The sequence below is a fragment of the Mucilaginibacter sp. genome, assembly GCF_041660805.1.
Taxonomy (GTDB): Bacteria; Bacteroidota; Bacteroidia; order Sphingobacteriales; family Sphingobacteriaceae; genus Mucilaginibacter.
Genome location: NZ_JBAZVP010000007.1, coordinates 61,153 through 74,367, shown reverse-complemented (window position 1 = coordinate 74,367; position 13,215 = coordinate 61,153). Strand labels below are relative to the sequence as shown.

Annotated in this window: 17 protein-coding genes; 8 read left to right on the top strand and 9 right to left on the bottom strand. The window is 40.0% G+C overall.

Annotation, left to right across the window (positions count from 1 at the left end):
• Window positions 1-10: 10 nt before the first annotated feature.
• Genes WC743_RS11845 through WC743_RS11825 form a run of 5 tightly spaced genes read right to left on the bottom strand, consistent with a single transcriptional unit; the run spans window position 11 to window position 3,504 of the window.
• Window positions 11-688, bottom strand: coding sequence for a 4'-phosphopantetheinyl transferase superfamily protein (locus WC743_RS11845; protein ID WP_373012203.1), 678 nt, complete (start codon window positions 686-688; stop codon window positions 11-13).
• Window positions 685-942: an acyl carrier protein gene (locus WC743_RS11840; RefSeq protein ID WP_373012201.1), complete on the bottom strand. Its 258-nt coding sequence runs from the start codon at window positions 940-942 to the stop codon at window positions 685-687. The genes WC743_RS11845 and WC743_RS11840 overlap by 4 nt, the downstream gene beginning before the upstream one ends.
• Window positions 943-947: 5 nt before the next feature.
• Window positions 948-2,216, bottom strand: coding sequence for a beta-ketoacyl synthase (locus WC743_RS11835; protein WP_373012200.1), 1,269 nt, complete (start codon window positions 2,214-2,216; stop codon window positions 948-950).
• Entirely contained in the window at window positions 2,209-2,673 is a 465-nt protein-coding gene (locus WC743_RS11830) for a 3-hydroxyacyl-ACP dehydratase FabZ family protein (RefSeq protein ID WP_373012198.1), read from the bottom strand. The genes WC743_RS11835 and WC743_RS11830 overlap by 8 nt, the downstream gene beginning before the upstream one ends.
• Before the next feature lie 18 nt (window positions 2,674-2,691).
• The gene (locus WC743_RS11825; protein ID WP_373012197.1) at window positions 2,692-3,504 is read right to left on the bottom strand and encodes an SDR family oxidoreductase; all 813 of its coding nucleotides are present in this window, start codon (window positions 3,502-3,504) and stop codon (window positions 2,692-2,694) included.
• A gap of 253 nt (window positions 3,505-3,757) precedes the next feature.
• Here WC743_RS11825 and WC743_RS11820 point away from each other — a divergent pair, with 253 nt between their 5' ends.
• Genes WC743_RS11820 through WC743_RS11785 form a run of 8 tightly spaced genes read left to right on the top strand, consistent with a single transcriptional unit; the run spans window position 3,758 to window position 10,061 of the window.
• Window positions 3,758-4,258, top strand: coding sequence for a hypothetical protein (locus WC743_RS11820; RefSeq protein ID WP_373012196.1), 501 nt, complete (start codon window positions 3,758-3,760; stop codon window positions 4,256-4,258).
• A 35-nt stretch (window positions 4,259-4,293) separates the two neighbouring features.
• Window positions 4,294-5,196, top strand: coding sequence for a hypothetical protein (locus WC743_RS11815; RefSeq protein ID WP_373012195.1), 903 nt, complete (start codon window positions 4,294-4,296; stop codon window positions 5,194-5,196).
• An 8-nt stretch (window positions 5,197-5,204) separates the two neighbouring features.
• On the top strand, window positions 5,205-6,347 hold the full coding sequence (locus tag WC743_RS11810) for a beta-ketoacyl-ACP synthase III (protein WP_373012193.1): 1,143 nt from the start codon (window positions 5,205-5,207) through the stop codon (window positions 6,345-6,347).
• A 14-nt stretch (window positions 6,348-6,361) separates the two neighbouring features.
• Window positions 6,362-6,769 carry a hypothetical protein gene (locus WC743_RS11805; RefSeq protein ID WP_373012192.1) on the top strand — a complete coding sequence of 136 codons (408 nt, stop codon included), beginning with the start codon at window positions 6,362-6,364 and terminating at the stop codon, window positions 6,767-6,769.
• Window positions 6,759-7,769, top strand: a complete 1,011-nt coding sequence (locus tag WC743_RS11800) for a BtrH N-terminal domain-containing protein (protein ID WP_373012191.1) — start codon at window positions 6,759-6,761, stop codon at window positions 7,767-7,769. The genes WC743_RS11805 and WC743_RS11800 overlap by 11 nt, the downstream gene beginning before the upstream one ends.
• On the top strand, window positions 7,763-8,512 hold the full coding sequence (locus WC743_RS11795; RefSeq protein WP_373012190.1) for an ABC transporter ATP-binding protein: 750 nt from the start codon (window positions 7,763-7,765) through the stop codon (window positions 8,510-8,512). The genes WC743_RS11800 and WC743_RS11795 overlap by 7 nt, the downstream gene beginning before the upstream one ends.
• The gene (locus WC743_RS11790) at window positions 8,512-9,789 is read left to right on the top strand and encodes an ABC transporter permease (protein ID WP_373012189.1); all 1,278 of its coding nucleotides are present in this window, start codon (window positions 8,512-8,514) and stop codon (window positions 9,787-9,789) included. The genes WC743_RS11795 and WC743_RS11790 overlap by 1 nt, the downstream gene beginning before the upstream one ends.
• A gap of 8 nt (window positions 9,790-9,797) precedes the next feature.
• The gene (locus WC743_RS11785) at window positions 9,798-10,061 is read left to right on the top strand and encodes a phosphopantetheine-binding protein (RefSeq protein WP_373012188.1); all 264 of its coding nucleotides are present in this window, start codon (window positions 9,798-9,800) and stop codon (window positions 10,059-10,061) included.
• A gap of 4 nt (window positions 10,062-10,065) precedes the next feature.
• Here WC743_RS11785 and WC743_RS11780 read toward each other — a convergent pair whose 3' ends face one another.
• The 4 genes from WC743_RS11780 to WC743_RS11765 are packed head-to-tail and all read right to left on the bottom strand — an operon-like array spanning window position 10,066 to window position 13,177.
• A complete protein-coding gene (locus tag WC743_RS11780; protein WP_373012187.1) occupies window positions 10,066-10,440 on the bottom strand; it encodes a hypothetical protein in 375 nt (124 codons plus the stop codon).
• Between the two features lie 2 nt (window positions 10,441-10,442).
• The gene (locus tag WC743_RS11775; protein ID WP_373012186.1) at window positions 10,443-11,498 is read right to left on the bottom strand and encodes a beta-ketoacyl synthase chain length factor; all 1,056 of its coding nucleotides are present in this window, start codon (window positions 11,496-11,498) and stop codon (window positions 10,443-10,445) included.
• Window position 11,499: 1 nt separating this feature from the next.
• Entirely contained in the window at window positions 11,500-12,705 is a 1,206-nt protein-coding gene (locus tag WC743_RS11770; protein WP_373012185.1) for a beta-ketoacyl-[acyl-carrier-protein] synthase family protein, read from the bottom strand.
• A 7-nt stretch (window positions 12,706-12,712) separates the two neighbouring features.
• A complete protein-coding gene (locus tag WC743_RS11765; protein WP_373012184.1) occupies window positions 12,713-13,177 on the bottom strand; it encodes a hypothetical protein in 465 nt (154 codons plus the stop codon).
• Window positions 13,178-13,215 lie beyond the last annotated feature (38 nt).

The following is a 13,215-nucleotide window of genomic DNA, read 5'->3' as shown; positions in this document are numbered from 1 at the left end:
AATTCAATTATCACAAATCAAAATTATTTTCGGCGTTGAATGAATATGCCAAAAATTGCTCATGGTGGGATAGAGAAACAGGCAGCTGCATTTGGTTTTGGCCATCTGATATCAGCGGAATTCCATGCACACTTTTATCTACCTGTAGTTTTCTGTTATTGAAAAGACTATCCAGTTTATCTAATAAAAATATCCTCACAGCTGCCGATTGGCTTGCGGGGTCAGTATCGGCTATCGTTTTCATCCCCCAATAAACGTTCTCAAAAGATTTAGAATTATTAACTATAGAATGTATAGTATCCGGATAAGTGACTGATTGCGAATGCAGGATACTACTATCGTAACTTATCAGTCCAGTCCATGCACCTTTATTTAGCCCCCGGGCTTCCAGTTGCGATGAACCAAGGCTTTCAGTTAATGGCTGTTCAGGTTTTCGCAGATTGTTTACAATGAACCGGGTTGGGGAAAAAACAAGTTCAGGGTTAAGTCTTTGAAGATATTTATAGGCCGATTCCTTGATGGACCATAATAACCAAACATAAATTTCAAAAGATATTGCATCAGCATATGCCTGGTGGTATTGCGCTATCTCTTTTTCAGAAAGTATTTTTTTGTAGAATGCCGGCTGTTTTGTTCGTACAGTGTTTATAGCAGCAATAGATACAATATCGTTGCCGGCACTTATCATTGTTTTTGACCAAGCTTTTCGCTTATCACATCAATACAGTTACCCACGTTTACCATTTTATCGGCAGAATCATAATCAATTTCAATATCGTACTTTGCTTCCGCATCTATAATGATATCGACAAGATTTGCAGAGTTGATCTTCAGGTCTCTTATAAGATCTGTATTATCATCAATACCTTCCAGCATTTCTTTATTAGTTGTATAAGGCGAAATAACCTTTTTTAGTTCGCTTAAAATTTCTTGTCTTGTCATTATTCTTATTTGTATTTACTTAGTATTAAACAGGAGTTTACATCTCCAAAACCAAAATTTGCTTTTGCTACAATGTTAACTTCTTTTTTTATCATTTTAACGGGCAAGCTGTTTAAACTTACCAAATTTGCTATTTCGGGGTTGGGGTCTTCTAAATTAATATTAGGATGCACAAACCCGTGTACTATTTGTAATATGGAGGCTACCGTTTCAATTGACCCTGCTGCACTAAGCGAGTGGCCTATCATTGATTTTAACGAATTTGTTAACGGAAAATCATCTCCTGCCCTGTTAAGTGCCTGGGTCCAGTTTTGTATCTCCTGCCTGTCGGCATTGGTAGCTGTTAAATGCCCGCTTATTAAATCTATCTGATCTGCGCTAATTCCCGAACTTTCCATTGACTCATTAATGCACCTGATAACACCGGTTGAATTAGCAGCCGTCATGGTGCCGCCCAGCCTTTGCCCGCCAGAGTTGCTTGATCCGCCTAAAACCTCAGCATAAATATGAGCATTACGCGCTAAAGCAAAATCAAGGTCTTCTAAAACCAATGCGCCTGCGCCCGAGCCCGGTACAAACCCGCCGGCTGTAATACTCATTGGCCTCGATGCCTGTTCTGAATGATCATTAAACTTACGCGATAATACCCGCATGCTATCAAAAGCGCCATACACATAGGTATCAACATGCTCGGCGCTGCCTACCAGCATACGCTTTGCATACCCATGCTTAATATACTCATAACCCATTAGTATAGCCTGGGTGCCGGTTGCACACGCGGCAGAGTTAGTAATTACTTTATTACCTAATCCTAACCTGCCCGATATATAGGAGGTAACCCCGCTGTTCATGGCCTGTTCAACAACGCGCGAGCCTAACTTTTTTGCTTCCTTGTTATCAACCCTGGCTATAACATTCTTCATGGCTTCGGTATCGGCAATACTGTTGCCAAAAACACAACCGGTTTCCCAGCGTGGTTCATCTGTATCATATTCCATGCCCGAGTCTGCCCAGGCATCAAGCGCTGCCGATAAACCGTAACCTATATTGGTACCTTTTAAGCCATGAAAGGTAACCTCAGAAATGTAGTTTCTTAAGCTGTTCCAGTCAAAGGCAGGCATACCAGCAACCTGGCAGCTAAAATTCAATTCCCTATAGTGCGGAATAAATTTTATGCCTGATATACCATTTTGTATAGCATGTAAAAAAGCCGGAACTCCTATACCATTTGGCGATACAACACCTAAACCGGTAACTACAACACGCTTACTCATTTTTAATAGCGATTTTTTTAATTATCCCTGAAAAAGTGCCTTTAGCTACCAGCTCTCCCTCACTATCCAGCATCTCAACATAACATTTAAGCTTACCGAACCTAAAATATTGCTTTTTAGATATTACAGTAACTTTTTGACCAGGTAAAACCATTTTATAAAAAGAAACATCTGTTGATGTTAGCAGCGGAAAAAGAGAATCGTCACTATTAAAACTATGATCGGTTTCTTTGAGTATTAAAAATATGCCCAATACCACCAGGCCTATCTGGGCCATAATTTCAGTAATAATAACACCCGGTGTAACCGGATTACCTTCAAAATGATCCTCATAAAAAAATGAGTCCTGTTTTAACGTATATTCTCCCTTTACCTCATCTTCATTTAAAAAGGCAATATGATCTACAAAACGAAAAGACGATTTATATGGTAAATGGTTTAATATGTGATTGATCATTTGTGCTATACAATTAATTTAGTTGCAATGTTCTCCACCATCCACATGTATTAATGATCCGTTTATCCAAAAGGCTTCATCAGTACATAAGAGGTAAATAACATTGGCTACGTCTCCGGGCTTTGTCATTCTGCCCAAAGGGTTTCTTTTTATACCTGCTTCAATTAATTTTTCACTTCCGGGTATCTTCTTTAATGATGGCGTTTCTGTAACGCCGGCTTGTATCACATTTGTTTTTAACCCAAACGGACTAAATTCAACTGCCATATATTTTGATAAACTTTCTAATGATGCTTTTGCTATTGATATAGCGGCGTAGCTTTCCCAGTATTTATGAGCGCCTTCGCTTGTTAAACCAATTATCCTTCCATCAGCATGAAAAAGTTCTTCTTTTAGCAACAACCTTGTCCAGTCAAGCAAACTGTTTGACATAGCATAGGTAGTCATTTGTATATCTTCGATTGATAACGTGTTATAAGTATCATCCTTCATATCTTTCCCTGCAAGGGGTTTTAAATTACCCCGTGCAATACTATGCAGCAGCAGCTTTACTGAGTGTTTATCAATAAGAGGTGTAATTTTTTGTATGAATAGTTCCCTGCCGGCAGCATCAAGCGCATTTATGTTGTAGGGCAATATATCAACCAGGTGTGTTTCTGCAATATTTAAAAGTTTTTTCAGCAGGGGCTTTTCTGAAGCAGCGGGTTCACGGTAAAGCAAGGCTATGTTCATGCCATGTTTGGCAAGTTTTTCAACAGCAGCCAGGCCAAATCCGCTTGATCCGCCTAAAACAATTGCCCATAAACCTTTAAATTGTAAGTTTTTATCCATTAACACGCTTTTAAACCTTCTTAGCTTTTACCTGTCCTTTATATGTTAAAATTAACTGACAAAACGGCTTAACTAAAAATTGCAACCCCAAAGTAAGTGAAAGTATATGAAATATAATGTATAGTTTACATATATTATACAACTATTGGGCAAATAAGTTGTAGTCATTATTATTTAACAGTAATATAGTTTATAAGCATATTGTACTTTTTAGGTTGTTATGGTATTAATAATTAATTTATGTTTGATAACTATGAAAAATGTGTTTAAGTGGAAAGCAGTATTTATTGCTGTTTTGTTAATGAGTGCAGGCTTTGCAAGAGTAGGCTATGCGCAGCAAAAATTTGAAAAGGCAGCCTTTTACGCCGTTATGGATACAGGCGATGTTACGGCACTAAATGATCAGATTGAAATTGTTAAAGGTTCATCACAAACTAATAAAGAAGGCTATGAAGGTGCTTTATTAATGCGCAAAGCGGGTAAGGTGCATGGCCCCAAAAAGAAGCTTGGCCTTTTTAAAGAAGGGCGTATTAAGCTGGAAACCGCAATAATGGCCGATACAGATAATACCGAATTACGCTTTTTACGCCTTGCTATAGAGGAAAATGCCCCGAAAATAGTTAAATACCGTGGCGACATTGAAAAGGATAAATTAATTATTAAAAAGAATTTTAAAACCCTGTCACAGGCAGTACAGCATGCTATTATTGACTACTGTAAGAAATCAAAAGTATTGCATGCCGAAGATTTTTAACCCCGCTCAAGAGATAGTTTTTAACTTTGCAATGGATGAATAAAAAGATCTTAGCTATTTATTATACGCAATCGGGCCAGATGGGAGAGATCATTGATGCGTTTACTGCCCCGCTTATTGAAGCAGGTGTATCTGTTGAAAAAGTTTCAGTAAAACCTGCGGCTAATTATGATTTCCCTTGGACAGGCAAGCGCTTTTTTTCGGTTATGCCATCATGCGTTTTAGGGGTACCTGCACCGCTTGAGCCATTGAATTTAAAAGAAGCTAAATACGATCTGATAATTTTGGGTTACCAGCCCTGGTTCTTATCGCCAAGTATCCCAACTAATTCTTTGCTGCAAACAGATGAGTTTAAGGCGGTATTGAAAAACACCCCGGTTATTACTATCAGCGCAGCCCGTAACATGTGGATAAACGCCTTTGTACGTGTAAAAAAAATGCTGAATGATGCGGGTGCGAATTTGGTTGGCAATATAGCCCTGGTTGATAAACACCCTAACGCCGTAAGTTTTATAACTATTTTTTACTGGATGTTATCTGGTAAAAAAGAACGTTACCTCAATATTTTCCCTAAGCCGGGAGTTGCAGAGCAGGACATTAAAAATACTAAAACCTATGGCCAAATAGTTAATAAACATTTGGCATTAGGCAACTGGAGCGAAATGCAAAACGAATTAATAAAACAAAAAGCAGTTGAAATTAATTATACGCTCATGTTTACAGAAGCGAGGGCAAAACCAATTTTTGCAGTATGGGCGAAATTTATAGCCGGGCGTAAAAATCAAACGCCCTGGCTTTGCGTATTTAAATATTACCTTTTTATCGCGTTATTTTTGGGCGCGCCCATCCTCATCACTTTAGATGCTGTGTTTCTGAAACCATTTTCATCCAATAGGATAAAAAGAAAAAAATTGACCTATTTACAAGTTACTAATTAATATTATACATGTCTAACGTTTATATTAACCATACTGCTGCCTATTTCCCAAATGAGCCCATTTCAAATGATGAAATGGAACAGTATCTGGGCTATATTGATAACAGGCCGTCGAAATCTAAAAAGATTGTACTCCGTAACAACGGAATTATAAACAGGTATTACGCGCTTACTAAAGACCGCAAATCAACCCATACAAATGCCCAAATGACTGCCCTGGCAGTAAGGGAATTGTTTGATAATGATGCCGATAAATTAAAAGAAATTGAATTGCTTGCCTGCGGCACTTCATCTCCGGATCAAATGATGCCAAGCCACGGTGTGATGACACATGGCTGGCTGCCGGAGGCCGGTGGCATTGAAGTTGTATCGCCATCCGGGGTTTGCTGCGCTGGCATGCATGCTTTAAAATATGCTTATCTGGCCATAAAATCTGGCGAAATTAAAACGGCTGTAGCAACGGGTTCAGAAAGGTTTTCGGGGCTTTTAGTTTCAGAAGTTTTTGAAGAAGAAGCGCAAAAGCTAAAAGAAATGGAAGAGAATCCTTTCATCGCTTTTTCAAAAGATTTTTTAAGATGGATGCTATCTGACGGTGCATCGGCATTTTTAATGACCGATAAACCAAATGAGAATGGGTTATCGTTACGGGTGGAATGGATAGAAGGTGTGTCATACGCCAATGAAATGGCCACCTGTATGTACATGGGTGGCGAAAAGCAAGCCGATGGAACATTAAAAGGCTTTATGGATTACACGCCCGAAGAGATCATGACCAAATCTATCTTCAGTGTAAAACAGGATATTACTTTATTAAGTGATAACATTGTTCCGCTTGGTGGTAAAAAGATCAAAGAAATATTTGAAAAGAAAGGCCTTACCGTTGATGACATCGACTACTTTTTGCCGCATATATCAAGTAACTTTTTCAAAAGCAAGATCTATGATATGATACAGGAGTACGGTGGTGGCATCCCTTATGAAAAATGGTTTATAAATTTATATACCGTTGGCAATGTAGGCGCCGCATCTGTTTACCTGATGATTGATGAGCTGTTTAAAAGCGGAAAATTAAAAAAAGGCGAAAAAATATTGTTGCTTGTTCCTGAAAGCGCACGCTTTTCATACATGTATGCAATGCTTACTGTTTGCTAATGGAGATATAATCCATGAAAAAGGACGAAATACCACAGGACCTGAGTGCGCTTGGCAAAATAACCAAAGAGGTTTGTTATGCAACAGACAATTCCGGTAAATACACTACTGAATTAAGCACCGGTTGGGATGTTAAGATAGATGCGCTTGACCTTGCCTGGAGTGATATTGAAAAACGTATTGCCGCAGCTAAACAGAAGGTACTGAATAAGGAGGCCAGCCCTATTTATTTTTTCATGGAATACAGGTTGATGGATCTGAGCATTTTGGCAGATTATACCGGCTTTTGGCAATGGCAAATTAAAAGGCACCTAAAGCCCGAAGTGTTTAGCCAACTGTCAGACAAAAAACTACAAAAATACGCCGAGGCGTTTAACACAACTACAGAGGATCTTAAAAATATGACTGTGCATGAAGATTGAGTTTGAACACCGTCAGGCTGCACATTGTGAATCGGGCGTTACAAGTAACTTATTAAGGGTGAGCTCTAACGGTAAAATAACCGAGCCGCTTGCATTTGGTATTGGCGCGGGCCTGTTTTTTGCGCATATTCCTTTTATTAAAATAAACAACGGCCCTGCTATAGCTTTCAGGACACTGCCGGGGCATATATTTAACCGCACCTGCAAATCTTTAAATATCCCGATTATCAGGAAAAAGTTTTTCTCAAAAGAAAAGGCTGAACTGTTTTTGCAGGAATGCCTTGATAATGGCAAACCTGTGGGCTGCCAGGTTGGGGTATATTACCTTCCCTACTTCCCAAAGGAATACCGGTTTCATTTTAATGCCCACAATTTGATTGTTTATGGGCATGAGGACGATAAATACCTGATAAGCGATCCTATTATGGAAAATGCTACCACTCTTGGCCATTATGAACTGGAAAGAGTGCGTTTTGCAAAAGGGGCCCTTGCACCTAAAGGCCATATCTATTTCCCAAAAGCTGAGGCCGAAATTACCGACGACCAGATAAGACTGGCTATTAAAAAAGGCATTAAAAAGAATGTATATAATATGCTCAGCATTCCGGGGAGTTTTGCCGGGGTGAGTGGCATTAAAAATACAGGTATCAAAATAAAAAAATGGCGCGATAAGCTTGGTTTAGAGAAAGCCGGACTTTATCTTGCCCAGTTAGTACGCATGCAGGAAGAAATTGGCACAGGTGGTGGCGGGTTCCGCTACATTTACGGTGCTTTTTTGCAGGAGGCAGATGTTTACCTGCCAGGCAACCAATTGGCAGACATATCAGGTATATTTACTAAGGCCGGTGATATGTGGCGCACATCGGCAGTGCACGCGGCCGGAATTTTTAAAGGCCGTTTAGGTAGTCAGCAAGATTTTAACACAATGGGCGACTATTTAATAGAGATTGCCGAAGTGGAGAAAAAAGCTTTTGAAACGCTAAAGAAAATAAAATGGTAAGCCAGTTAGCTATCGATGTTGAAAATATAGGGTTCCGTTATCCCGGCAACGGCGAAATGTCATTCTCTCAGCTTAATCTAAAGATAGCCAGGGGTGTGCGCTTTGGTTTATTTGGCCCTAATGGTGCCGGTAAAACAACACTGATTAGCCTCATGACCGGGCTGCTTTCTGCAGATGAGGGGCATATTAAGCTTTTAGGGCAGGAAATAGTTAAACACAAAAGCGGGATAAATAAGTTATTTGGCTTTGTTCCGCAGGATTTTTCTTTTTATCACGAATTGAGCCCGGTAGAGAACCTTGAATTTTTTGGCGCCTGGAGCGGATTAGATAAACAAACCATTAAAACACGAACCGATGAACTGCTGACCATTTTGGGCTTGAATGATGTCCGGAACAAACAGGTTCAAAAATTCTCTGGTGGTATGAAGCGCCGGGTAAACCTGGCTATAGGTGTAATACACGAGCCGGATATATTATTTTTAGATGAACCCACCGTAGGGGTTGATGTACAAACAGGGCATGCAATAATTGATTACCTGCTTCAGCTAAATAAAAAAGGGACAACATTAATATATACCTCGCATCAGTTAAGCGAAGCCGAAGGCTTATGTGAGCAGGTAGCATTAATTGATGGCGGTAAAATAATTGCGCAAGACCACCTGGATGCTTTACTTAAAAGCCACAACTACGCTAATCTGGAAGAGTTGTTTTTAAATTTAACCGGGAAGGAGTACAGGAACTGATGTTTAAATTAATAGCAACCATCATAAAAGATGTCAGGATCCTGCTGCGTGATAAGGTAGGCATTTCTCTTATGTTTATTATGCCTATAATACTGGTGGTTGTGGTTACCAGCATTCAAAACAGCACCTTTCAGCTGGTTAATAAAAACAAATTGTCCATTATTATAAATAACAGTGATACCGGGCAAGCCAGCAAACAGCTTATAAAAGCTATTGATAAAATAGGCATGTTTAAGGCATCGCAAGTATCGGGCGATAAAACCGAACAGCAGATTGCCGAAGCCATGCATCAGCATGATGCTATGCTGGGGATAATTATACCTTCAAATTTTTCATCAAAAGTAACGGCGAAGTCTAAAAGTATTGCGGGCAAAGCCTTAACTAGTTTTGGCCTGCAAAGCGATACGGTTAAAAATGTTGGCGATGTTGACCCGCTTACGGTTTATTATAACCCTGTTTTACAGGACAACATCAGGCTATCTGTACAGGGGGCGTTGCGCAGCGCGATGCAATTGGTTCAAAGCCGCGAAACGCTAAGAAGCCTGTACTTCTCCATCAACGAAAAGCAGCTGCCCGAGAACCTGGAGAATGAAATGCTGAACAATAAAACAACTATTAACGAGATCCCGGTATCAAAAGACGGAACGCGTACCACACCTAATGCTACCCAGCACAATGTACCCGCCTGGACAATCTTTGCCATGTTCTTTGTTATCATGTCATTAGGTGGCAGCGTGGTTAGAGAAAAGGTTAGCGGCAGCTTTATCAGGTTAAAAACCCTGCCCACAAGTTACCTTGTAGGTTTACTTTCAAAGCAGATCACTTATCTTGCTGTAACCATGCTGCAAGCAGCCGTTATATTCTCTATCGGGATATGGCTGTTCCCATTTTTTGGGTTGCCGGCACTTAATTTACCTTCAGATATATTGGCTTTAATAATTGTAACGGTGGTTTGCGGCTGGTGTGCGGTTAGCTATGCCATGTGTGTAGGTGTATTTGCACAAACCCAGGAACAGGCAAACGGCTTTGGCGCGGTATCAATAGTGATACTGGCTTGTATTGGCGGCTTAATGGTGCCAAGCTTTGCCATGCAGGGCTTTTTTAAATCAGCAGCTAATCTGTCGCCTATGCATTGGTGCCTGCAGGCATATTACTCGCTTTTTTTGGAAGGCGGAAAACTTAAAGATGTTATAAACAATATTATACCTTTGCTTATTATTACCATACTGCTTCAATTGGTCACTTACGTTGGCTTAAAAAGAAAGAATTTAATTTAATAACCTTAATGGAAACTACCGAACTTAAAGAGCAACTAAAACGCCAGATCATACAATTTTTAAATTTAACAGACCTTACCCCCGCAGATATTAAAGACGATGAGCCCTTATTTGGTGATGGCTTAGGTTTGGATTCTATTGATTCGCTGGAGTTAATAGTGTTGTTAAAAAAGGAGTACGGTATTGATATTAAAGACCCAAGAGAAGGGCGTAAGGTATTAATAGATGTGGCTACAATGGCCGACTATATTCAAGCGAACGCGACAAAATAAGAACCTATATTTTTATATAAACCGCCTGCAATTTAAAGTAGGTAACCTCATTAGTAAGCAGTTTGGCATTTACATTTATGCTGCCTTCTTCGGTTATTTTATAGCTTATAGTAAGGTTTGCCGTTAGGTTATTAGCCGGCGTTATCATGCTGATGAATTTGATATTGGCTGCCTTTTGCAGCAAAACAGGCATGTGTAAAGCCACCTCCAAAACATCTTTAACTAATTGCAGCATACAAGCACCCGGCACAACAGGCTGGCCGGGAAAATGACCTTCAAAAATATTGCTGTTTTGATTAATGCTCAGGCTTGCCATTATCTGACCTGCATCATGCTGCAGCTCTTCAATTTTAAATATCCCGCTGTTTACTTCAGGCATAATTAAATTGATGAAACCAGCATTAAAGAATGGTACTTACTCTGGTAGTGATTATAGAATAGCACTTTTTTAGGGGCCTTATCATTTACTTTATTTTGAATGATCACAGCAGGCACCTCTCCTGTTTTTATAATATTAGCTGCCAGCCATAATCCAAATGATGACGAGGTTGGATATTCGCCACACAGGTGTTTATAGTTAGCTATAGCGGCGTCTTTGAACAGGGACTGCTCTAAACCTTTATAAATTTTATCGTTGGTAGTATCACCGTTTTTGCCGGTTATTATCAGGTCAATATCAGTTATATCTAAAGAGTTATCTTTCAAGAACGCTTCAATTGATGCCTCCAGGTTTTGGGGATTGTAAAGTGTTTTTATAGCGGTAAGTTCGGCCCAATTATCCGTTGATGGCTTATCGGTAAGCAAGAAAAATGCAGCTCCCTCCCCGCCAATCGTCCCTTTTGAATCGGTTTCAAATAACGACAGGTTTGAGAGCGGAAAACGTTTATATAAGCCCAGCCGTGTTAAAACTGTAAAGCTGGTATCAACCATTTCCTCTGTGCCGCCTACCAATATATTATCAGCCTCCTGCTCTTTCAAAAGCATTACAGCATCAAACAAGGCACTCTCAAAAGACATGCCCTTGTGTACAAACGTGTTGTTATAGCTATGACATTTAAGCATCAAGGCTATTTGCGCGGCCACCGTATTATGGGTTGATTGGATGAATGCGGTTGGTGGCAACAGTTCTTCATGCTCTTCTACAATACGGGTTAAAAACGTAATGGTATCCTCCATACAGCCAAAAGCCGTACCGGTAATGATTGCTCCGGGCATTTCGGTATTACCCATTGCCAGGCATTCTTTAGCGGCAGCCACCCCCATTTTAATTACATGGCTCATCCTCCTTATTTGTTTCGGGTCGATGAATAGTTTATAATCGGGCTCAATGGTTTTTAAACGGGTGCCGTTATATTCTATAATATCCTGTAAAAAAGGTTGTTTACCAAAGGTATTTTGGGCAGATATGCAGGCAGATGAACGGATATATGCTTTCATATTAAACCGCCGAAAATATTAATGATGTACAATTACCGCCAAAGCCAAATGAATTAGACATTATATGGTTAACCGGCTGATCTGTTAAGAATTTCTTTTCAGGTTCAAATGAAAGCTCATTCATGCGGGTTTCAAATCGCAGATTGGGGTAAATAATTTTATGCTTGATCGCCAGCGCAGAAAAAACCGCTTCGACACCACCGCTTGCACCTAAAGTATGCCCGGTAAATGATTTGGTAGAACTCATAGGCGGATATACCGGGTCAAAAACCCTTTTAACAGCTGTACCTTCTGCGCTGTCGTTGTTTGGTGTGCCCGTTCCGTGTAAATTAATATAGCTGATGTCAGACGGTTGCAATCCGCTCTTCTTTAGTGCACCCTGCATAGCCAGGTAAGAGCCTGTTCCGTCTGGGGATGATGCTGTTTGATGGTAGGCATCATTACTGTTGTTGTAGCCGCTTAATTTGCAGTACATAGGCTTGTTTAGCGTTTTAGCCACCTTATCAGATACTAAAACAACATACCCTGCACCTTCGCCGAGGTTTAAGCCTTTACGGTTCTCGTCAAAAGGTTTGCAAAACGCTTCGTCCAGTATCATTAGGGTATTAAAGCCGTTTAAGGTAAATTTAGTAAGGGCATCTGCACCGCCGGCAATAACAACATCCAAAACATCATTTCTGATAAGCCTTGCGCCATAAAATACAGCGTTGGCCGATGATGAACAAGCCGTGCTTATTGTGGTCATGAAATCGCTGATGCCCAACTTATCGGCAACCGTTTCTGTCATACTGCCACATTCATGGTCATACACGTTCTTCAACTTGCCCTTGGTATTATCGGCCAGGAACTTAACAAAAAAGTCTTCGCTCCTGTCCATCCCCCCAACGGTATTAGCCGAAACTAAACCAGTGCGTAATGCTTTAAAATTGGATATACCGGCATCTGCTAATGCCTCTTGTGCAGCCATTAAGCTTAATAACGCCGTGCGGCTGTTATGTTCTCTGAGGCCGGTTAGTTCTATCAGTTCTTTATCAGTCAGCTTCACTTCTGCTACCGGAAGTTTGCCCTGATGTATCGTATCAAGCAAGGTAATACCAGCCATGCCAGCCTTTTCATTTTTAAACGCCGCCAGATGCTCGGCCACATTGTTACCAATAGCCGATATAACGCCTAATCCTGCAATATAAACTGTTGAATCCGTACTCAATGCTGTATTAATTAATCGTATTAAATATCCTGTTCATATTATCGGGAGAAAACGCTACGTGCGCTCCTGCATTATTCTTTTCAATCAAAAACAATGCTGCTTTATAATCTTCTCCCAAAACATCAACCCAGCCGCAGATACAGGCTTGCAAAATATCTCTTTCTAAAAGATAATTTACCTGTGAATAAATAAATTCCGCGTCAAATTTATCCTGAATAAAAAAAGCATGCTCACCTTTAAAATTATTCCTGATGCAAATTTCTCCAATTACTATATTGGGTAATGTGTACACAAAAACTGAGGGACTCGGGATATCGCTGATGGTATTGTAGTATTTTAGATCGTTATCTAAACTGGAGTTGGTATTGGCTAAGATTAGTCCTGTTTCTTCAGGTTTGTACTTTCCTTTTACAAATGTATCATTTAATAGCACTTCCGCATTAAGCCAGCCCAGTTTACTTAGGTTATCCATTTTATAAAATTTAGGATAACTAAACTTAAACCCTTGAT

What these genes read in the sequence shown, in the direction of transcription:
- WC743_RS11845 (WP_373012203.1), bottom strand. Translation starts at nt 688, where the DNA reads ATGATAAGTGCCGGCAACGATATTGTATCTATTGCTGCTATAAACACT.
- WC743_RS11840 (WP_373012201.1), bottom strand. Translation starts at nt 942, where the DNA reads ATGACAAGACAAGAAATTTTAAGCGAACTAAAAAAGGTTATTTCGCCT.
- WC743_RS11835 (WP_373012200.1), bottom strand. Translation starts at nt 2,216, where the DNA reads ATGAGTAAGCGTGTTGTAGTTACCGGTTTAGGTGTTGTATCGCCAAAT.
- WC743_RS11830 (WP_373012198.1), bottom strand. Translation starts at nt 2,673, where the DNA reads ATGATCAATCACATATTAAACCATTTACCATATAAATCGTCTTTTCGT.
- WC743_RS11825 (WP_373012197.1), bottom strand. Translation starts at nt 3,504, where the DNA reads ATGGATAAAAACTTACAATTTAAAGGTTTATGGGCAATTGTTTTAGGC.
- WC743_RS11820 (WP_373012196.1), top strand. Translation starts at nt 3,758, where the DNA reads ATGAAAAATGTGTTTAAGTGGAAAGCAGTATTTATTGCTGTTTTGTTA.
- WC743_RS11815 (WP_373012195.1), top strand. Translation starts at nt 4,294, where the DNA reads ATGAATAAAAAGATCTTAGCTATTTATTATACGCAATCGGGCCAGATG.
- WC743_RS11810 (WP_373012193.1), top strand. Translation starts at nt 5,205, where the DNA reads ATGTCTAACGTTTATATTAACCATACTGCTGCCTATTTCCCAAATGAG.
- WC743_RS11805 (WP_373012192.1), top strand. Translation starts at nt 6,362, where the DNA reads ATGAAAAAGGACGAAATACCACAGGACCTGAGTGCGCTTGGCAAAATA.
- WC743_RS11800 (WP_373012191.1), top strand. Translation starts at nt 6,759, where the DNA reads ATGAAGATTGAGTTTGAACACCGTCAGGCTGCACATTGTGAATCGGGC.
- WC743_RS11795 (WP_373012190.1), top strand. Translation starts at nt 7,763, where the DNA reads ATGGTAAGCCAGTTAGCTATCGATGTTGAAAATATAGGGTTCCGTTAT.
- WC743_RS11790 (WP_373012189.1), top strand. Translation starts at nt 8,512, where the DNA reads ATGTTTAAATTAATAGCAACCATCATAAAAGATGTCAGGATCCTGCTG.
- WC743_RS11785 (WP_373012188.1), top strand. Translation starts at nt 9,798, where the DNA reads ATGGAAACTACCGAACTTAAAGAGCAACTAAAACGCCAGATCATACAA.
- WC743_RS11780 (WP_373012187.1), bottom strand. Translation starts at nt 10,440, where the DNA reads ATGCCTGAAGTAAACAGCGGGATATTTAAAATTGAAGAGCTGCAGCAT.
- WC743_RS11775 (WP_373012186.1), bottom strand. Translation starts at nt 11,498, where the DNA reads ATGAAAGCATATATCCGTTCATCTGCCTGCATATCTGCCCAAAATACC.
- WC743_RS11765 (WP_373012184.1), bottom strand. Translation starts at nt 13,177, where the DNA reads ATGGATAACCTAAGTAAACTGGGCTGGCTTAATGCGGAAGTGCTATTA.